The organism is Stenotrophomonas sp. Iso1 (assembly GCF_027497995.1).
Taxonomy (GTDB): Bacteria; Pseudomonadota; Gammaproteobacteria; order Xanthomonadales; family Xanthomonadaceae; genus Stenotrophomonas.
On the sequence record NZ_JAODBT010000003.1, the window covers coordinates 72,536 to 92,239 of the forward strand.

The window sequence follows — 19,704 nt, forward strand, 5'->3', positions numbered from 1 at the left end:
TGGAAAGTACAAGTGGGCTCAAAGCCCACTTGTTGGGATTACAGCACAGCCATCGTTAATTTCTTACATCCAAGCCATAAGCACTGGCTGGCTGGCGTGAAAACCCGATTGAAGCTCGCGGGAATCAGTTGCCAACCTTTATGTCCTTGCCGCTCTGCATGGACTGCAAACGGTTCCCCGAATCCTGTCGCATGCGCTCACGCTGCGCCACGGTGAAGCACTGCGTGGATGGCATGTTCGAACCGATCGTCTTCTCACGTTTGCAGATGAGGCGACTGTCTTCGCGCGCCTGGGTCAAAACGGTATTGACCAGTTCCTGGTCATTGAACACCTGAGTCTTGTGCTCAGGCGAAAGCGAATCCGCACTGCCTTCACCGATCAGGTCTGACATGCGATCAAGCGCTGCGACCACGCGCCGGCGGTCCTCTACTGATATTTCGCTGTAAACCTCGCCACCGCTGAGGTCCGCTCGCACTTTCTGGTGCTGCGTCTGGAATGACTCACCTGCTCGGAACGGCAACTCCGCCGGCTTTGCCAAAGCAACGCCAGGCGCCATCAACATCACCAACAAAAGCAGTTTCCGGGACATACGCACTCTCTCCTTAGATTTGTCCCACTCTAGCGCTGCTTCAGCATCACAACAACATAAAGAATTCTCAATAAAAACAAGGCCCTGGCGAAAACCGCCAGGGCCATAAGAATTCCCGATCACCGGACCCACTGAGGAGGGCTGGGTACAGTGGGAGCAGGCTAGAACCAAGCGGATTAAAGGGTTGTTAAATCCATGCAAACAAATTGCAGAGCCGCATCAGCGCTTGAGCTGGGTCACGTATTCGATCATCTGCCCGGCCACATCGCCGCCGGAAACGCTCTCGATGCCCTCCAGCCCCGGGGTCGAATTGACCTCCAGCACCAGCGGCCCGCGCTCGGAGCGAATCAGATCAACACCGGCGATCCCCAGACCAAGCGCCCGGGCCGACCGCACCGCCACCTGCTGCTCAGCCTTGCTGCAGACCACTGCATCGGCAGTACCGCCGGCATGCAGATTAGAGCGGAAGTCACCGTCCTGGGCCTGACGCCGCATGGTCGCCACCACCCGGTCGCCCACCACCAGACAGCGCAGGTCGGCGCCCTGTGCCTCAGCGATGAACTCCTGAACCAGGAAGTTGGCGTATAGGCCGCGCAAGGCTTCCACCGTGCCTTTGGAGGCACTGAGTTTCTCGGTAAGGATCACCCCCCTGCCCTGCGTGCCTTCGCTGAGCTTCACCACATGCGGCGGCGGCCCGAGCATGGACAGCAGGTCATCGGTGTCATCAGGGTTGTCGCCGAACACTGTCACCGGCATGTCGATGCCCTTGGCGGCAAGGATCTGGTGCGCACGCAGTTTGTCGCGCGCACGCAGGATTGCGTCGGAAGGATTGGGCGTGCGTGCGCCCATCATCTCGAACTGACGCAGCACCGCGGTGCCGTAGCGGGTGACGGACGCGCCGATGCGCGGAATCACCGCATCAAATCCGGACAGCGGCTTACCCTTGTAATGCATGCTGAAACCGTCGGCGGTGATACGCATGTAACAACGCAGCGGGTCGAGAATCCGTACCGTGTGGCCACGGGCGCGGCCGGCCTCAACCAGACGGCGGGTGGAATAGAGCTTGCTGTTGCGGGAGAGGATGGCGAGTTTCATCACGGCGACGCCGGCAGGAGGCGCGCAGCATAGCGCGCCGTAAGCGGGCCATGACGAAGATTGCAAGCTCAGCCATCACTACACACGGAAGTGTGTGGACCCAAGACACCACGGCAGGAAGTCTGCAACCAATGCGGATGGCAAAAGCCAATGTGCGGAAGGCGCCGGAGAGTGAAGTGCTGGGCGCGTTGGAGCGGGTGAAGGGAATCGAACCCTCGTCGTAAGCTTGGGAAGCTTCTGCTCTACCATTGAGCTACACCCGCACAGCGTGGCAAGTCTATGCGGCCCAGCCCAGTCTGGGCAAGGGCTGGAGAGCAGCGGCGTCCCGTGCCGCAGCAGGGAAAGGCAGCGATGCCGCTGCCTTTCCTGCATTCCGATTACCGATGCTCCGATGTTGCGGTTCCTCAGAAGCCGCCGCTGAAGCTGGCAAACAGCGTGGCGTCACGTGCGGACTTCTGCATCGTGGTGGTGCTCACGCCGATGTTGCTGTTCAGACCCCACAGATTCACGCGCGCGCCGAGTACAGCGGTGGCGTAGTCACGGTCGAACTTCAGGCCCGGCACCTTGTAGCTGCCCACGTTGGCCACGGTCTGCAACCATGCGCTGGCCTGCTGGCCGTCTTCAAACTCGTGGTCGTAGGTGACCTGCACGTAAGGCTGCACGGTGCCGCCATCAAAACGAGCCTGCCAGCCGATGCGGCCAACGGTGGAATCCGCATCCTGGTCGCCATAGCCCAACGCCGTGGCGCTGGTGTTGCTCTCGGTATAGCCATCGAGCTTGACCTTCTGCCAGATCACCGCAGCGACCGGGCCGTGGCGGAAGCCGCCCTGCTGGCCGAACTCGTAGCCCGCATTGATCGCAGCGGTCAGATTGCTGCCGTCCGGCGAACCGGTGTGCTCACGGGTGACCGGGCCAAGCTGCACCTTGCGGGTCACGTCATAACCCAGCCAGCTGTAGCTGAGCTGGCCGTTGACCCACATGTTGTCGCCATACCAGCCGGCGAACAGGCCCAGCGTGGTGTCGTCCTGGGTGAAGTCGCCCTTGCTGTTGCCGAAGTCGGCATTCATGCGGCCGTAGCCGGCAAAGCCGCCCACGACCATGCCGTCGCGCGCCCAATCCACGCCGAACAGGCCGGCGGGTGCCATGCCGTCATACAGGTCGGCGTGCGCGTAACGCTGCATGTCGCCACGCACGTTGCCCCACCAGCTCAGGCCATCAGCCGGGCGGCCAGCCAAATGCATGCCCACCTGGTCGGCACGAGCACGGCCAGTGGTCTGCGCCGAATGCGTCAGGATCTGCTGAAAGCGCGGGGCTTCCAGCACCGAGATGGCGTACTCACCCAGAATCTGGTGGGCCGCCGTGGTCGGATGCACGCCATCAGCGAACACATAGGTGTTGTTTGCGTTCGGGCTGGCCAGGGTCAGTGGGTTGCACAGCACTGACGACGGCGTGGTGCAGGCTTTATCGGTGACGTTGGTGAAGCCATAGGCGCCCGGAGTTGCGACGATTTCCTGCAGGATGGTGAAGGTGTCCAGCGGAATGAATTCGATGCCCGCCTGCTTCAGTCCGCCATACAGCGCGTCGTTGTAGAGCTTGGCAATGGCCGTACCTTGGCCCATGCCCAGCGCGCCGCCGGCACGTGCGTCCGGGGTCAGGCCGATGTCCGGCAGGTTGGGCACCAGCACGTATTCAGCGCCTGCGGCCTTCAAGCCTCCGACCAGGGTGATCTGGTCCTTCACCGCCGCACCGATGATGGCCTGCGCCTGCGCAGGTGCCTTCTGTGCGGCGAACAGATCGTTCGGGCCGCCCCACACGGTGTACAACACGTTCGCATCGGCCTTGCCGCCATTGGCGGCCAGGTAGCCTGCCGCCTGCGTCTTCAGCGACGGCGTCGGGCCCAGCGCTCCGATTTCGTCCACGCCCACGCGGGCACCGCCGACGGCGTAGTTGTCACCGCTCTGGCCATTGCCGTTGGGCTGGGAGTTGGTGCCGTAGTGGTCAGCCAGGTAGTCCGACCACACCCAGCCCGGGTTGGTGGTGAAGCGGCCAACAACGGCGGCATTCGGGTCCAGCTTCATCAGTACCGGGCGGAAGTAGCCGGTGTCGGTCAGGCTGTCGCCGAAGAACACGGTCTTGGAAAACGGCGACTGTGCCATGGCTGGCACGGCTGCCAACGCAATTGCGAGGGCCATGGCCGAACGCAGCGGACGGGAAACAACGGACATGTGGAACTCCTGGTGTGAGGGGAAACGGGGCGCATACGCCGCCGCACGGTGTTAGTTTTTCATTCTGGCGTAAGACTCACACGCTGCGCCGCCGCATGACCGCTGGGCTTTTGTTGCGGCACTGGCGAAAATGGCCGCATGAACATCCAGCTCAACGGCGAATCCCGCCCCCTTTCCGGCCTTGTTACTTTGATCGAACTGCTGGAAGCAGAAGGCCTGGCCGAGCGCCGGGTCGCAGTGGAGGTCAACAATGAAATCGTGCCGCGCAGCCAGCACGGCGACTATCGGCTCAAGGACGGCGATGTGGTCGAGATCGTGCATGCATTGGGAGGCGGCTGAGCGGAGCCCGGGTGCACCGGCGAGTGAGGGTGTGCTGGAGCTGTCCGGGCAAGGCTTCCATTGCGCGTGGCGACACCACCGCCACACGTCCCGCTGCCATCAATGTGACTGCCACGACAGCCCGGTGCAGGCGTCGATGGGTGATAATTCGACGCATGAACGCAAATGCACCTATTGATTCGCTGGTCATCGCCGGCAAAACCTATTCCTCCCGGCTGCTGACCGGTACCGGCAAGTTCAAGGATCTGGAAGAAACCCGCCTGGCCACCGAGGCCGCTGGCGCCCAGATCGTCACCGTGGCCATCCGCCGCACCAACATCGGCCAGAACCCGGGCGAGCCCAACCTGCTTGATGTGCTGCCACCGGACCGCTACGCGATCCTGCCCAACACCGCTGGCTGCTACACCGCCGAAGATGCCGTGCGCACCTGTCGCCTGGCACGCGAGCTGCTCGACGGCCACAACCTGACCAAACTCGAAGTACTGGGCGACCAGAAGACGCTGTACCCAGACGTGATGGCCACCCTCAAGGCCGCCGAGCAACTGGTCAAGGACGGCTTCGACGTCATGGTCTATACCTCGGACGACCCGATCCTGGCCAAGCGTCTGGAAGAAATCGGCTGCGCTGCGGTGATGCCGCTGGCCGCGCCAATCGGCTCCGGGCTGGGTATCCAGAACAAGTACAACCTGATCGAGATCATCGAGAACGCCAAGGTGCCGATCATCGTCGACGCCGGCGTCGGCACCGCGTCCGATGCGGCCATCGCCATGGAGCTGGGCTGCGACGGCGTGCTGATGAACACCGCCATCGCAGGCGCCCGCAACCCGGTGCTGATGGCCAGTGCCATGCGCAAAGCAGTGGAAGCCGGCCGCGAGGCCTTCCTGGCCGGTCGCATCCCGCGCAAGCGCTACGCCAACGCCTCCTCCCCGCTTGAAGGGTTGATCGGCTGATGACCAATCCCTTTGAAAGCGCTGGTTCCAAGGCCCCGCCCAAGCCGTTCACCGTCCAGGAAGGGCGCCGTGAAATCCGCAGCTTCGTGTTGCGCCAAGGCCGCTTCACCCCCGCCCAACAGCGCGCGTTCGACGAACGCTGGCCGCGCTTCGGCTTGGATTTCAATGGTGAACCGCGCGACCTTGATGCCACCTTTGGCCGCACTGCGCCCAAAGTGCTGGAGATTGGTTTCGGCAACGGCGCCGCGCTGCGCTATGCAGTGCAGTTCGATCCTTCGAAGGATTACATCGGCATCGAAGTGCATGCACCCGGCGTAGGCCGCCTGCTCAATGCACTGGCTGATGACAATGCCCAACACGTCAAGCTCTACCACCACGATGCGGTGGAAGTGCTGGAGAAGGAAATCGCCGACGGTACGCTGGATGAAGTGCGCATCTACTTCCCAGACCCGTGGCACAAGAAGCGTCATAACAAGCGTCGCCTGGTGCAGCCGGCCTTCGCCGACTTGCTGGTGCGCAAGCTGCGCGACGGTGGCCGCCTGCATTGCGCCACCGACTGGGAAGACTATGCCGAACAGATGTGGGACGTGCTCGACGCCACCGCAGGGCTGACCAACCGTGCCGGCCCACGTGGCGCGGTGCCGCGCCCGGACTGGCGCCCGCAGACGCATTTCGAGACCCGCGGCCAGAAGCTTGGCCACGGCGTCTGGGATCTGCTGTATGACAAGCAGGGAACCGGGAACGGGGAAACGGCGTAATGACGACGTCACGCGAAATGCAAATCCGCTCAAACGTTGGCTGTGAAGCACAGCCTGACACGCGGCGGGTGTCATATTCCCTGTTCCCCACTCGCCGCACCCAACCCTAAATGGATACCGCGCTGACGCTGACCACCGACATGAAGCTCGTCCTCGGGCTGGTCGGTTTCACGATGGCGATGTTCCTGTTCGAGCGCATCCGCGCCGACGTGGTGGCGTTGGTAGTGATGGTGGTGCTGGGCGTGACCGGGCTGATCGCGCCGGAGGAAATCTTCGGCGGCTTCTCCGGCAACGCGGTGATGAGCATCATCGCCACCACGATTCTTGGCGCTGGGCTCGACCGCACCGGGGCCCTGAATCGCCTGGCCGGTTGGCTGCTGCGACGCTCGCATGGGCTGGAAAAACGGTTGTTGTTTCTCACCAGTGCCACGGCCGGCTTGAACTCTTCGTTCATGCAGAATCCGTCCGTGATGGCGCTGTATCTGCCTGTGGCGTCGCGCCTGGCATCACGCACCGCACTCACTCTCAAGCGCCAGTTGCTGCCGATTTCGGCAGCCATCGTGATGGGCGGTGCACTGACCATGGTCGGCAACTCGCCGCTGATCCTGCTCAACGATCTGTTGGTATCGGCCAACAACAATCTGCCCTCTGGCAGCGCGACCATCGAGCCGCTGCGCATGTTCGCGCCGTTGCCGATCGGCTTGGCACTGCTGATCGCGTCGTTGCTGTATTTCCGTTTCTACGGCAGCGCCAAGCTGAAAGAAGAAGAAGGCGCCAGCGAAGACGGCCAAGCCCCGGCGCGCACCGAAAGCTATTTTGCCAAGGCATACGGCATCGAAGGCGATGTCTTTGAACTGCTGGTGACTGCCGAAAGCCCGCTGGTCGGCATGACAGTCGGCGAGGCAGAAAATCTGTTTGACGCCCCCTTGCTGCTCGCCCTGAAAACCGGCGACGACACGCGCTTGTCGCCACCTGCGGACATGCGTATCTGGGTCGGCAGCGCCATCGGCGTGATGGGGCCGCGACAACAGGTTTCCGATTTCGCGCAGAACCAGTTCCTGCGCATGTCCTCGCGCCTCAAACAGTTGGGCGACCTGTTCAACCCGGCCCGCGCCGGCATCTCCGAAGCGGTGGTTCCGCCCACCTCGCGCGTTATCGGCAAGACCGCTGGTGAGTTGCGTCTGCGCAAGGAGCGCGGCATCAGCCTGCTGGCGATCAACCGCGACAAGCAGGTGATTCGCGAAGACGTGCGCAACACGCCGCTGCGCGCCGGCGACATGTTGGTGTTCCACAGCATCTGGCAGGACCTGGCCACTGCGGCAGAGAGCCGCGATTTCGTGGTGGTTACTGACTACCCGAAAGGCGAGCAGCGTCCGCACAAGTTCAAGATCGCCATGGCGATCTTCGCCATCACCATCATCATCGCGCTCACCTCGCACCTGCCAGTCGCCCTGACCCTGCTCACCGGCGTGGCCGGCATGTTGTTGACCGGAGTACTGCGCATGGACGAGGCCTATGCGGCGATCAACTGGAAAACCATCTTCATGATGGCCGGGTTGATTCCGCTGGGCTGGGCCATGGACAGCAGTGGCGCAGCGGCATGGATTGCAGGCCACACCATCGACAAATTGCCCAGCGGCATTCCGGTGTGGGTGCTGGAACTGGCACTGGCCTTGTTGACCACCGCGTTCTCGTTGGTGATCAGCCATGTCGGCGCAACCATCGTGATGGTCCCTATCGCGGTGAACCTGGCCTTGGCGGCTGGCGGCAACCCCACCGCATTCGCGTTGATCGTGGCACTGTCGGCGTCCAACAACCTGATGACCGCATCCAATCCGGTCATCTCGATGGCGATGGGCCCGGCCAAATACACGCCCCGCGAAATGTGGCGTGTGGCAGGGCCGCTGTCGTTGCTCTACACGCTGATCGTCGTGGTGATGATCAACATCATGTTCTAAGCATCAATCCGCTTGTGCAGGAGCGGCTTCAACCGCGAAACCAGCGATCAGCAAACGCCTAATCTTCCGCTCAGCCCAACAACACGCGCCCTTCGCGCACCTGCACCGGCACCGCACGCAGCGAATCGCCACGGCATGGCCCGGCCACGCAAACGCCGCCCTGCAACTCGAACGAAGCACCGTGGACGGCGCAGACAAGATGACCTTCGCGGCTCTTGAGGAACTGCCCGGGCGCCCAATCCAGCGCGCGGCCGGCATGCGGGCAGACGTTCAACCAGGCACGTACCTGATCACCATCGCGATACAGCACCAGCGTTTCCGCATCGCCATCGAGCACTGCCGTCACCGCATGGAAGCCCTGATCCGGCAAGGCATCAAGCCGCGCCAATTCAGTTTCGGGAGAGTGGATCGTGGTCATTGGAACACCGCAACAATCAGGGGCGCGATTGTCGCATGCGTGCGCCGCTCAGATGGACGACGCATGACCCGACACGTGTCCCCACCGCTAAGTGGCCAAAATTTAACGACAACTTTACGCATTGGACGGCGTCGGCACCGATACTCCACGCAGACACACTGTCATTAGATCTTCATGCACATTCGCTACGTCCAATTTTCCAAACTTCGCAACCTGTTCGCACCGCGCAAGCCGCGTAATCCGCTCGTGCGGATCGCTCTGGGCCTGCTCGGCCTGGCGATTCTGGCGGTGTTGATCGTGGCCGGCGTGTTTGTAGGCGCAGCGATGATCCTCGTCGGTTTGGGCTGGAAGCTGGTGGCCTCGCGCAAGGCGCGCGCCGTTCGCAAGGCCGAGCCCAATGTGGTGGACGCCGAATATCGTGTGGTCCGCAAGGCCGCGTTGCCGCAGCCGCACTAAGCGCGACGCACCGGGCACGCTGCCCGCTATTGGCAACCCTCCAGATCCCGCTATAGGCGGGATCTTTTGTTTGTACGCGTACGGCGTGCAACGTGCCGCAGACCTGATGAGTTGATCCGCTAGACTTCGCTGTCGTTTCACTGCGGACACAAACCATGACCGATCTGATTCCCGCCCTGCCCCAACCCCGCATACCGGTAGCTGGTGGCGGCACCTTCCCCGTGCACCGCATCTACTGTGTGGGCCGCAACTTCGCCGATCACGCTCGCGAAATGGGCGCCGCAGCCCCCGCCTCTGCTGCCGAGCGTGGCCAGCCGATGTTCTTCATGAAGCCTGCCGATGCGGTGGTCATTGGCGATGCGCCCGTACCCTACCCGTCAGGCACGTCCGACCTGCACCACGAAGTGGAGCTGGTCGTCGCGCTCGGCAAGGACGCAGCGGCCGGTGTACTTCCCATCGAAGATGCGATGTCGCTGGTGCTGGCCTACGGCGTCGGCTTGGATCTGACCCGCCGCGATCTGCAGGCCGCCGCCAAAGCCAAAGGTGGCCCGTGGGATATCGCCAAGGGGTTTGACCACTCGGCACCGGTCAGCACGCTGGTGTTGGCCGACCAGGTGGGCGAGTTGTCTTCGCTGCCACTGTCGCTGGAAATCAACGGACAGCTGCGACAGAAATCCACGCTGGACCAGATGATCTGGAACGTGGCCGATATCCTGCACGAGTTGTCCAAGCTGTATGCCCTGCGTGCTGGCGACCTGGTGTACATGGGCACCCCGGCCGGAGTCGCGGCCCTGCAGCGCGGCGATCACTTCAGCGCACGGCTGGGTGATCTGGCCCGCTGCGAAGGCGTGATCGCCTGATGACATGCAGTGGAGTACGCTGCGCCAGCTCCCCCAGTTGCAACCATAGGAAAAACACATGGGTATGATCAGCGAATTCAAGGAATTTGCCATGCGCGGCAACGTCATCGACCTGGCGGTCGGTGTCGTGATTGGTGGCGCATTCGGCAAGATCGTCACCTCACTGGTGGACAAGATCATCATGCCGCCACTGGGCATGTTGATCGGCAAGGTCGATTTCTCCAACCTGGTGTGGACCTTGGCCGATGCCAAGATCGGCGCTGACGGCAAGGAAATCCCCGCAGTGGCGATCGGCTACGGCGATTTCATCAACACCTTGATCCAGTTCATCATCGTGGCGTTCGCCATCTTCATGGTGATCAAGGCCCTCAACAGGCTCTCGCGCAAGAAGGATGAAGCACCGGCCGCACCGCCGGAGCCGAGCGAGGAAGTGCTGTTGCTGCGCGAAATCCGCGACAACCTGAAGAAGTAAGCCCGGCATGCCGCGTCACCTGCGGGTGACGTCCAGCACGGTAACAGCGGAGCTGCGAGCGCTATGCTCGCCGCTTCCCTGTTTCTGGAGCCTGCCATGCGTCGCCTTGCACTTGCCATCGCCGCCACCCTCGCCTGCGCCGGAGCGTACGCCGCGCCGACGGCCATCCCGCAGGAGGCGCTCGCCAAGGCCGCGCAATTGCGCGAACAGGCGTTGGCCGACAACACCGGCTGGCAGGTCGTGGAATCGCTGACCACCGAAATCGGCCCGCGCATGGCCGGCAGCGAAGCCGATGCACGCGCCGTGGAATGGGCCAAGGAAAAGTTCAAGGCATTGGGCTTCGACAAGGTGTGGACCGAGCCGGTTACTTTCCCGAAGTGGGAGCGCCGCAGTGAACATGCCTCGGTGCTCGGCGCACATCCGCAGCCGTTGACCATCACCGCACTTGGCGGCAGCCCAGCGGGCACCGTTGAAGCAGAAGTGGTGCGCTTCGAAGGTCTGGATGCACTGAAGGCCGCACCGGAAGGTTCGTTGGCCGGCAAGATCGCCTACGTCGACTTCACCATGAACCGCAGTCGCAGCGGTGAGGACTACGGCATCGGTGGCACCGTGCGCAGCCGTGGTCCGTCCGAGGCCATTCGCAAGGGCGCCATCGGCTACATCATGCGTTCGGCCGGCACCGATTCGCATCGCATGCCGCATACCGGCATCACCCGTTTCGATGAAGGCCTGACACCGGTACCAGCGGCGGCATTGTCCGGCCCTGATGCCGACCAGCTCAATCGTTTGGTCGCACGTGGTGCCACCCGCATCCGCATCGCGCTGGATTGCGGCTGGGATGGCAGCTACACCTCGCAGAACGTGATCGGCGAAATCACCGGCCGCAGCCTGCCCAAGGAAGTGGTGGTGATCGGTGGCCACCTGGATTCGTGGGACCTGGGCACCGGCGCGATTGATGACGGTGCCGGCGTCGGTATCACTATGGCCGCCGGTCATCTGATCGGCCAGCTCAAGCAGGCACCCAAGCGCACTATCCGCGTGATCGCCTTCGCCAATGAGGAACAGGGCCTGTTCGGCGGCAAGGCGTATGCCGCTGCGCGCGCGAAGGCTGGCGAGATCGTCCAGCAGCACATCGCTGCCGAAAGTGACTTCGGTGCCGGACGCATCTATGCGTTCAATACCGGCTCGGGCAATCCCGCGGATTCGCGCGAGGCGACTCGTCAGATCGGCGAAGCACTGGCACCACTGGGCATCGAATACCGTCCCAACGAAGGCGGCCCCGGCCCGGACGTCGGCCCGCTGGCTGCCAAGGGCGGCGCATGGGCATGGCTGGCGCAGGACGGGACGGATTACTTCGACCTGCACCACACCCCGGATGACACCTTGGACAAGATCGATCCCAAAGCACTGGCGCAGAACGTTGCCGCTTACACCGTGTTTGCCTATCTGGCCGCCGAGTCGGACGGTACGTTTGGCAGCGAAGCCAAGGATGTGGTGCCACCGAAGGAATGAGGGCCGCACGTTGACCGCGTGAACGAAAAAAGAGGCGCCGCAGGGCGCCTTTTCTTTTTACCGTTTCCGCATATGGGGCCTGACCACTCTCCCGTTGCGGGGCGAAGCCAGCTTGCGACAACGCAAGGGCCGGGACATGGAGCGGAGGGTGGGCAGAGCGGCCGTCGAAGCCAGATCAAATGCGTCAATGGCCGGCCTATCCGCAATGAATGCCGAGCTTACGACAGTGTCAAAAAGCGGCCCTCATCCGCCCTTCGGGCACCTTCTCCCGTAAACGGGAGAAGGGACAAGCCTAGGCATTCCCACTCTCAGGCATTTCCACTCTTAGGCGGCAGGGTTCCAGTCCCCGAAAGAAACAGAAAAGGCGCCAAAGGCGCCTTTTCTGTTCAAACAACCAAACGGATCAGCGCTTGGCTTGGCGGCTGCACCAGCTGGACAGCAACACCGCCGTGGCAGAAGCCACGTTCAAACTTTCTACCGCACCCGTACCCGGAATGGACAGACGCAGATCGCAACTCTGCGCGAAGCTGCGGTCCATGCCTTCGCCTTCGGCGCCCATCACGTAGACCATGCGCTCAGGCAAGGCGGTGGTGAACAGGTTCTCGCCGTCTTCCACCAGGGTTGCAGCCAGATGGAAGCCGGCATCACGCAGCTGCGCAACGGCTTGCGGCAGCGCCGGCAAACGCACCAGCGGTACGGATTCCGCGCCGCCTTCGGCCACGCGCGCGGCGGCCCCGGACAAGGCCAGGGTCGATTCGGCCGGCAGCAGAATGGCTGAAACACCAAAATGCGCGGCCGAGCGCAGAATGGCGCCGAAGTTGTGCGGGTTGCCTACGCCATCCAGCCACAGGGCCAGTGCCGGGCCTTCCTCTCCCACCGTTGCCAGCCATGCGGCCAATGCCAACGGCTCCTGGCGCACGACATCAGCGACGACGCCTTCGTGATGCGTGGTGGCAGCGAGCTTGTTGAGATCGCCGTCGGCTACCACGCGGTAACCCACGCGATTGTCCACGCACCATTTCAACACCGGCTGCATGCGCGGGATCATGTCCTCGGCCAGATACAGCTTGCGCAAGGCCTCCGGGCGACGGGTAAACATGGCCTGCACGGCATTGAAGCCGTACAGGCGCAGCTCATCACTGCCGCGCACTGGCGGGCCGCCGGCACCGGCATTGTCGCGGGTGCCGGCCGGCATTGGCGTTGCCCGCGGCGGGCGGACGGAAGGACGACGGTTGTTCCAGGGGTTGCTCACTGCTGTTGTGCTCGCTTACTTGTTGCTGCGCCAGAAATCGGCGTTCTTGATGCCCAGGGCATCCGGATTGAAAACAGGGTCAAGGCCCTGTTTCTTCTGTTGTTCGTAATCGCGCAGGGCCAGCATGGCCGGCTTCTGCAGGATCAGGATGGCAATGACGTTCAGCCAAGCCATCAGGCCAACGCCGATGTCACCCAGCGCCCACGCCATTTTGGCATTGTGGAACGCGCCAAACACCACCATGCCCATGATGCCCAGGCGCAGTACCAGCGTCGCCGCCGGATGGGTGCGGTTGCTGCCGGCAAGATAGGTCAGGTTGGTTTCGGCCATGTAGTAGTAGGCCATGATCGTGGTGAAGGCGAAGAAGAACAACGCCAGCGCGACGAAACCCGCGCCCCAGCCCGGCATCACCGACTCCACGGCCGCCTGAGTGAACAACGCGCCTTCGGACGGGGCCACGCCCGGTACGCCGGTGACAATGGCTTCCAGCTTCTCCACACCGTCCACCGTTACCGAACGGAACACGTTGTACATGCCCGTGGACAGCACCAGGAACGCGGTGGAGGTGCACACCAGCATGGTGTCGAAATAGATGGCGAACGCCTGCACATAACCTTGCTTGGCCGGGTGCGAGACCTCGGCGGCGGCGGCGGCGTGCGGGCCGGTGCCCTGGCCGGCTTCGTTGGCGTAGATGCCACGCTTGACGCCCCAGGCGATGGCCTGGCCGATGATGCCGCCAAATGCCGCATGCGCACCAAACGCACTGCTGAAGATGTCGGCAAACATCGTCGGCACCTTGCTGGCGTTGAGCATCATCACCACGACGGCCATCAGGATGAAGGCCAGTGCCATGAACGGCACGATCACTTCAGCGAAGCTGGCGATGCGCTTGACACCGCCGAAGATGATCACACCCAGCAGCAGTGCGACAGCCAGGCCGATCCACAGCTTCATGCTGGCGACGCCACCGACCGAAGCACAGGCCTCGGCGCCCTTGCACAGCACGTTGACCGCACTGTCAGCAATGGCATTGGCCTGCACGCCCGGCAGAAGGAAGCCGGTGGCGATGATGGTAGCCACCGCGAAGGCAGCGGCATACCACTTCAGGCCCATGGCCTTTTCGATGTAATACGCCGGGCCGCCACGGTAACGGCCTTCGGCGTCTTTGACCTTGTAGATCTGCGCCAGCGTGGATTCCACGTAGGACGTGGACGCGCCGAGGAAGCCCATCACCCACATCCAGAAGATTGCGCCCGGGCCACCGTAGGCAATGGCCGTGGCCACGCCGGCGATGTTGCCGATGCCCATGCGCCCCGCCATCGACATGGCCAATGCCTGGAAAGAGGACACACCGGCTTCGGACTTCTGCCCGCGCACGGTGAGACGGCACATTTCAGCAAAGCCACGGATCTGCATGAAGCGGGTGCGTACGGTGAACCACAGGCCCGCGCCCAGACACATGAAAATGAGCGCATTGCTCCAGATGATGCCGTTGATGTATTCGACGATAGATTCCACGTAGTTCCCCGGAAAGCTGAAGGTGAGCAAGCCCCGGGTCCCGGGACCGACCGATTCTTCCACGATTAAGCCGTGATGTGCAGAGCCCTTACGGCAATTGCTTAAATGACTCAAAACGGGCGAAGCAGCGCATGTCATGCAACGCCCCGTCCTTGAACACCGATTGGCGCTCCACGCCTTCTTCGACGAATCCGTTCTTGAGCAATACCCGCGCCGAGGCCGGGTTGTGCAGCATGACCTGCGCCGCCAACCGCGCCAGACCCCGCTCCCGCATCACCCACGGTGCATAGGCGGCAACCACCGAGGTCATGATGCCCTGCCCCCAATGCCGCTGGCCGAGCCAGTAACCCAGTGACGCTCCGAAGCGACGCTCGCCCTGCCCCTGGGTGACGCCGATCCCGCCACAGGCGTGGCCGTCAATGACCAGTGCGAACACCGGCCCGGTCAGATCAATCACCCTGCCCGCCAGAAAGTCCTGCCCATCGGTGTGCGTGTAGGGATAGGGGAAGCGTGTGCTCAGGCCCCGCGACACAGCGGCATCGTTGGCATGCAGCAACAGGGATTCGAGATCGTCCTGCTGCCATGGCCGCAGTTGTACGCGGTCCTCATGCACCCGCCAGTCGCGGTCAGGCATGGCCGCCCACCGACGGGGTCTGCTGCTCCAGTTTCTCCAGCTCGTTGGCCACCGTTTCCGGCGACTGCGTGTACGGCGCGAGCAATGCGTAGAACGCCGGCACCACGAACAACGACAGGAACGTGGAAACGGCAACACCGAAGATCACCACGATACCAATGGTGCCGCGGCTGGCCGAACCCGGGCCGCCTGCGGCTACCAATGGAATCGCGCCAACCACCGTGGCAATGGAGGTCATCAGGATCGGCCGCAGACGCACCACCGAAGACTCGACGATGGCCTGATGCACGTTGCGACCCTCGTCGCGCAACTGGTTGGCGAACTCGACGATCAGGATGCCGTTCTTGGCCGCCAGACCCACCAGCATGACGATACCGATCTGGCTGAACAGGTTGAGCGTGCCGCCACTGATATACAGGCCGACAAACGCACCGAGCACACCCAATGGCACGGTCAACATGATCACCAACGGGTGGATGAAGCTCTCGAACTGTGCGGCCAGCACCAGGTACACCACCAGCAATGCCATGGCGAAGGTCAGCAGCACCGCGCCGCCCGCACTCTGGTATTCGCGTGATTCGCCCTTCCAGTCGATCTGCGCGTAGTCCGGCAATTCCTCGCGCGCCACGTCCTGCACCCAGGCAATGGTTTCACCCAGCGTGTGCCCGGGCGCGATGTTGGCGCTGATGGTGATCGCACGCAGGCGGTTGAAGCGGTTGAGGCTGCCGGCCTCGGCGACTTCACTCAGACTGACCAGGTTGGACAGCGGCACCAGTTCGCCCGAACGCGCACGCACCTGGATAGCGGCCAGATCTGCCGGCGAGGTACGGCCTTCGCGACCGGCCTGCACCAGCACGTCATATTCCTCGCCGTTGTCGACGAAGGTGGTGACGCGACGCGAGCCCATCATGGTTTCCAGTGCCCGGCCGATGTCGGTGACCGAGATACCCAGGTCGGCCGCACGCTGGCGGTCGATGTTGACCCGCATCTGCGGCCGGGTTTCCTTGTAATCCGAATCGGCGCCAACCAGGCCGGGGTAATCGGCCATGCGCTCCAACAAGCGGTCACGCCATTGCGCGATCTCTGCGTATTCCGGGCCACCCAGTACGATCTGGAACGGTTGGCCCATGCTGCGCACCAGGCCGCCACCGACCATCGTGCGCACCCGCACGCCGCTCAGGTTGTTGAGTTCTTTCTGCAGGTCATTGGCCACATCGGTGGTGGCTTCGCTGCGGTTGCGCCATGGCTGCAGGAACACGCTGATGCGGCCGGTGTGCATTTCCTCGCTGTTACCCCAGCCACCTGGCACGCGCGGGTTGGCGCGGACGATGGGTTCGTCCGGCCCGACGAAACGCGAGACGATCTGCTCGACCTGCTGCACCTGGCCGACGGTGTAGTCGTAACCCGCACCTTCCGGGCCATCGATCGTGATCTGGAACGAGCCACGGTCTTCGGCCGGGGCCAGCTCCGACGGCAGCAGTTTGAACAAGCCCCAGCTGGTACCGAGTGCAGCCAGCATCACCAGGCCGAAGATCCAGGTGCGCTGCACGTGCTTGTCCAGCACCCGACCGTAAGCAGCCGACACATGCCCCAGCTGGCGATTGATGAAGCCATGTAGACGGCTGGTCTTCTGTTCGCTGTGCGGCTTGAGCAGCTTGGACGCCATCATCGGGGTGAGCGTCAACGCAACGAAGGCCGACAACGCCACCGCCGACGCCAAGGCCACCGCCAGCTCGCGGAACAAGCGCCCGGTATTGCCTTCCAGAAAGCCTACCGGCAGAAACACCGCCACCAGCACCGCCGTGGTGGCAATCACCGCGAAGGCTACCTGCGTGGTGCCGCGACGGGCGGCAACCAACGGCGGCTCGCCAAGGTCGATGCGGCGCTGCACGTTCTCAACCACCACGATGGCGTCATCCACGACCAGGCCGATACACAACACCAGCGCCAGCAAAGTGAACAGGTTGATCGAGAACCCGAACGCGAACAGCGCGATGAACGCAGCCACCAGGCAGACCGGTACCGTCACCGCTGGAATCAGCGCCGCGCGCAGGCTGCCCAGGAACAGCCAGATCACCGCCAGCACCAGCACCATGGCTTCGGCCAGCGTCCAATACACGCGCTCGACGGCCGCCTCAATGAAGGTGGTGTTGTCGAAGGCGACAAAAATCTGCGTGCCCTTGGGCAGGGTTGCGCCGATGCGCTCGGCCTCAGCGCGGGTGAGACGGGCCACATCCAACGCGTTGGCGGTGGAGGTCTTGACGATGCCAAGGCCGATACCCGGTTCGCCGTTGCTGCGGTAATAGGCACGGCGCTCGGACGACGCCAGTTCCACCTTGGCCACATCGCCCAGCCGCACCACGTAACCGTCGTTGCCCTTGCCCAGCGGGATGCTGGCAAAGTCACTTGGCGCGACATAGCTGCGCTCCACGCGCAGGGTGAAATCACGGTCAGCCGACTCGATGCGGCCGGCCGGCAGTTCCACGTTCTCGTTGCGCAGCGCGGTTTCCACCTCGCCGACGGTCAGCCCACGCGCGGCCAACTGGTCGCGGTCCAACCAGATGCGCATGGCATAACGCTGACGGCCGCCGATGCGTACCTGCGCTACACCATCAATGCTGGAAAAGCGGTCCACCACGTAACGCTCGGCGTAGTCGCTGAGCTCCAGCGTGTCCATCGCCGAGGACGACATGTTGAACCAGATGATCGGATCGGCATCGCTTTCAACCTTGGCGATTTCCGGCGGGCGGGTTTCTTCCGGCATGCGATCAGCAACGCGGCTGACCGCGTCACGCACATCGTTGGCGGCCGCTTCGATATCGCGGTTGGCAGTGAACTCGATGCTCACTGAAGCGCGGCCATTGGTGCTGCGCGCGTTGATAGTATCGATGCCTTCGATACCGGCCAGCGCGTCTTCCAGCACCTGGGTGACACGGCTTTCGATCACCGCCGCCGAAGCACCGGTGTAATCCACCGACACCGAAACGATGGGCGGGTCGATGGCCGGCAACTCACGCAGAGTCAGGCGATTGAACGACATCACGCCCAGCACTACCAACAACAGGCTCATCACCACGGCCAGTACCGGCCGCTTGATCGAAAGATCGGACAGCTTCATCCGGCGGTCGCCTGTGCAACCGGCGCAGCGGCCTTGGCCGGCTTGGCATCCTGGATACGGATGCCTGGGCGCAACTTGCCGGTGCCATCAATCACGATGCGATCTCCAGCGCTCAGGCCCTCGACGATTTCCACCACGCCGGAGCGACGGGTGCCGGTGCGGACATCCACGCGCTCAACGCTGGCATCGTCCTTCACCCGATAGACAAAGGAGTCACGCCCGACCTGCACCACCGCGATTTCCGGAATCACCAACGCTTGGCGCTCGGGACGGAACAGGCGCACGTCCAGCAGCATGCCCGGTCGCAGGGCGTGGTCTGCATTGGCGAAATCGGCGCGCACGGTGACCGCGCGACTGCCCGGATCCACCCGAGCCTCGACCGTGCTCACCTCACCTTCAAAGCTACGGCCTGGGTAGGCGATGCTGCTGCCCGTGACCTTGTCGCCCGGCTTGAGCGAGGCCAATTCGGCCTCAGGCACATGGAAATCAACGTGCACGCGCGAGATGTCATCCAGCGTGGCGATAGTGGTGGTCGGGCTGACCAGCGAACCGGGACTGATCTGGCGGATGCCCATGACGCCAGCAAATGGCGCCCGTACCTGACGGTCGGTGATGTCCGCACGCATCTGCCGCACGCGGGCTTCGGCGCCGTCGCGGATCGACTTCTGCGTATCCAATGTGGAGTGCGCCACCAATTGCTGCGCGGCCAATTCACGTTGCCGCAGGTACAGCCGGTCAGCTTCGGCAAAAGTCGCCTGGGCCTGGGCCAGCGCGGCCTGTTGTGCGTCGCCGCGCAGGGTGACCAGCGGTGTACCCGCAGTGACCTGCTGGCCGCTTTCAAAATGCACCTTATCCACGATCTCGCTGACCTTGGCAGTGACGATGATCGACTCACGCGCCTTGGCGGTACCAATGGCCTGCAGCGTGTCGCTCCATGCCGATGTCTGCACCAACTGGGTGGTGACAAGCACCGCCTCGCCCGCGCTACGCGGTGCTTCAGCGCTCTTTCGATTGCAACCGGCCAATGCCAGCGCCAAGACAGTGCCACCCACAACGGTGACGGCAAAACGCCCCAACATACGCAGTCCCGCCTGATACACGATCCAGCAGTCTAACGACGGTAGATGTCGGCCGAATGTGCCGTTAGGGGGGGAATGCCGACTTGTGTCTGAACTGGAGTGCGCCAAAACCATGCCTTGGGCGGTCTGCGTTTTGCTTCGGCTCTGCCCCCCTTCTCCCGTTTGCGAGGTGAAGGCATACGGCTTACGAGCGACTGGCCCACGTGTGGCTGAACCCCGCGCAGGAGCGCGATGTCCACAAGGCGGATGAGGTCTGCTATTTGCCGGCATTGCGACAGCGCGCCACAGATGCCCCTCATACAGATGCCCCTCATCCGGTGCTGCGCACCACCTTCTCCCGCACGCGGGAGAAGGGACGTCAGGCGTAACGGCATTGCCCCGGCATCTGTCGGCCCTGAGCTTCGGCTTCGGCTTCGGCTTTGGCCTTGGCTTTGGCCTTGGCTTTGGCTTTGGCCTTGGCTTTGGCCTTGG

Annotated in this window: 17 protein-coding genes and 1 tRNA gene; 8 read left to right on the top strand and 10 right to left on the bottom strand. The window is 63.1% G+C overall.

Going from position 1 to position 19,704, the window contains the following annotated elements:
* Window positions 1-124: 124 nt before the first annotated feature.
* The 4 genes from PAN08_RS13260 to PAN08_RS13275 form a co-directional block, all read right to left on the bottom strand.
* Window positions 125-589 carry a hypothetical protein gene (locus tag PAN08_RS13260; protein ID WP_269791984.1) on the bottom strand — a complete coding sequence of 155 codons (465 nt, stop codon included), beginning with the start codon at window positions 587-589 and terminating at the stop codon, window positions 125-127.
* 219 nt (window positions 590-808) lie between these two features.
* Window positions 809-1,684, bottom strand: coding sequence for a 30S ribosomal protein S6--L-glutamate ligase (gene rimK / locus PAN08_RS13265; protein ID WP_269791985.1), 876 nt, complete (start codon window positions 1,682-1,684; stop codon window positions 809-811).
* A 189-nt stretch (window positions 1,685-1,873) separates the two neighbouring features.
* Window positions 1,874-1,947 (bottom strand) — tRNA-Gly (locus PAN08_RS13270).
* 141 nt (window positions 1,948-2,088) lie between these two features.
* Window positions 2,089-3,876, bottom strand: coding sequence for an autotransporter domain-containing protein (locus PAN08_RS13275; RefSeq protein ID WP_269792321.1), 1,788 nt, complete (start codon window positions 3,874-3,876; stop codon window positions 2,089-2,091).
* Between the two features lie 171 nt (window positions 3,877-4,047).
* On the opposite strand from PAN08_RS13275, the gene thiS reads away from it, so the two are divergent.
* The 4 genes from thiS (at window position 4,048) to PAN08_RS13295 (ending at window position 7,914) form a co-directional block, all read left to right on the top strand.
* Window positions 4,048-4,248, top strand: a complete 201-nt coding sequence (gene thiS, locus PAN08_RS13280; RefSeq protein WP_269791986.1) for a sulfur carrier protein ThiS — start codon at window positions 4,048-4,050, stop codon at window positions 4,246-4,248.
* Window positions 4,249-4,403: 155 nt separating this feature from the next.
* The gene (locus PAN08_RS13285) at window positions 4,404-5,198 is read left to right on the top strand and encodes a thiazole synthase (RefSeq protein ID WP_269791987.1); all 795 of its coding nucleotides are present in this window, start codon (window positions 4,404-4,406) and stop codon (window positions 5,196-5,198) included.
* Window positions 5,198-5,956, top strand: coding sequence for a tRNA (guanosine(46)-N7)-methyltransferase TrmB (trmB, locus tag PAN08_RS13290; RefSeq protein WP_269791988.1), 759 nt, complete (start codon window positions 5,198-5,200; stop codon window positions 5,954-5,956). Before PAN08_RS13285 ends, trmB begins: the two co-directional genes overlap by 1 nt.
* A gap of 110 nt (window positions 5,957-6,066) precedes the next feature.
* The gene (locus PAN08_RS13295) at window positions 6,067-7,914 is read left to right on the top strand and encodes an SLC13 family permease (protein WP_269791989.1); all 1,848 of its coding nucleotides are present in this window, start codon (window positions 6,067-6,069) and stop codon (window positions 7,912-7,914) included.
* Window positions 7,915-7,984: 70 nt separating this feature from the next.
* Here PAN08_RS13295 and PAN08_RS13300 read toward each other — a convergent pair whose 3' ends face one another.
* Window positions 7,985-8,323 (bottom strand): Rieske (2Fe-2S) protein, encoded by a 339-nt coding sequence (locus tag PAN08_RS13300; RefSeq protein ID WP_269792322.1) that lies wholly within the window; start codon window positions 8,321-8,323, stop codon window positions 7,985-7,987.
* Window positions 8,324-8,506: 183 nt separating this feature from the next.
* On the opposite strand from PAN08_RS13300, the gene PAN08_RS13305 reads away from it, so the two are divergent.
* From PAN08_RS13305 to PAN08_RS13320, 4 genes are all read left to right on the top strand, one after another.
* Window positions 8,507-8,788, top strand: coding sequence for a hypothetical protein (locus tag PAN08_RS13305; RefSeq protein ID WP_269791990.1), 282 nt, complete (start codon window positions 8,507-8,509; stop codon window positions 8,786-8,788).
* 155 nt (window positions 8,789-8,943) lie between these two features.
* On the top strand, window positions 8,944-9,648 hold the full coding sequence (locus tag PAN08_RS13310; protein WP_269791991.1) for a fumarylacetoacetate hydrolase family protein: 705 nt from the start codon (window positions 8,944-8,946) through the stop codon (window positions 9,646-9,648).
* A gap of 58 nt (window positions 9,649-9,706) precedes the next feature.
* Entirely contained in the window at window positions 9,707-10,120 is a 414-nt protein-coding gene (gene mscL, locus PAN08_RS13315) for a large-conductance mechanosensitive channel protein MscL (RefSeq protein ID WP_269791992.1), read from the top strand.
* Window positions 10,121-10,216: 96 nt separating this feature from the next.
* Window positions 10,217-11,632: a M20/M25/M40 family metallo-hydrolase gene (locus PAN08_RS13320; protein ID WP_269791993.1), complete on the top strand. Its 1,416-nt coding sequence runs from the start codon at window positions 10,217-10,219 to the stop codon at window positions 11,630-11,632.
* Window positions 11,633-12,035: 403 nt separating this feature from the next.
* Here PAN08_RS13320 and PAN08_RS13325 read toward each other — a convergent pair whose 3' ends face one another.
* The 5 genes from PAN08_RS13325 to PAN08_RS13345 form a co-directional block, all read right to left on the bottom strand.
* Window positions 12,036-12,884, bottom strand: a complete 849-nt coding sequence (locus PAN08_RS13325; protein ID WP_269791994.1) for a TrmH family RNA methyltransferase — start codon at window positions 12,882-12,884, stop codon at window positions 12,036-12,038.
* Window positions 12,885-12,899: 15 nt separating this feature from the next.
* Window positions 12,900-14,402 (bottom strand): alanine/glycine:cation symporter family protein, encoded by a 1,503-nt coding sequence (locus PAN08_RS13330; RefSeq protein WP_269791995.1) that lies wholly within the window; start codon window positions 14,400-14,402, stop codon window positions 12,900-12,902.
* A gap of 88 nt (window positions 14,403-14,490) precedes the next feature.
* Entirely contained in the window at window positions 14,491-15,036 is a 546-nt protein-coding gene (locus tag PAN08_RS13335; RefSeq protein ID WP_269791996.1) for a GNAT family N-acetyltransferase, read from the bottom strand.
* Window positions 15,029-18,154, bottom strand: coding sequence for an efflux RND transporter permease subunit (locus tag PAN08_RS13340; protein ID WP_269791997.1), 3,126 nt, complete (start codon window positions 18,152-18,154; stop codon window positions 15,029-15,031). Before PAN08_RS13340 ends, PAN08_RS13335 begins: the two co-directional genes overlap by 8 nt.
* Window positions 18,151-19,233 carry an efflux RND transporter periplasmic adaptor subunit gene (locus PAN08_RS13345; RefSeq protein WP_269791998.1) on the bottom strand — a complete coding sequence of 361 codons (1,083 nt, stop codon included), beginning with the start codon at window positions 19,231-19,233 and terminating at the stop codon, window positions 18,151-18,153. Before PAN08_RS13345 ends, PAN08_RS13340 begins: the two co-directional genes overlap by 4 nt.
* Window positions 19,234-19,704 lie beyond the last annotated feature (471 nt).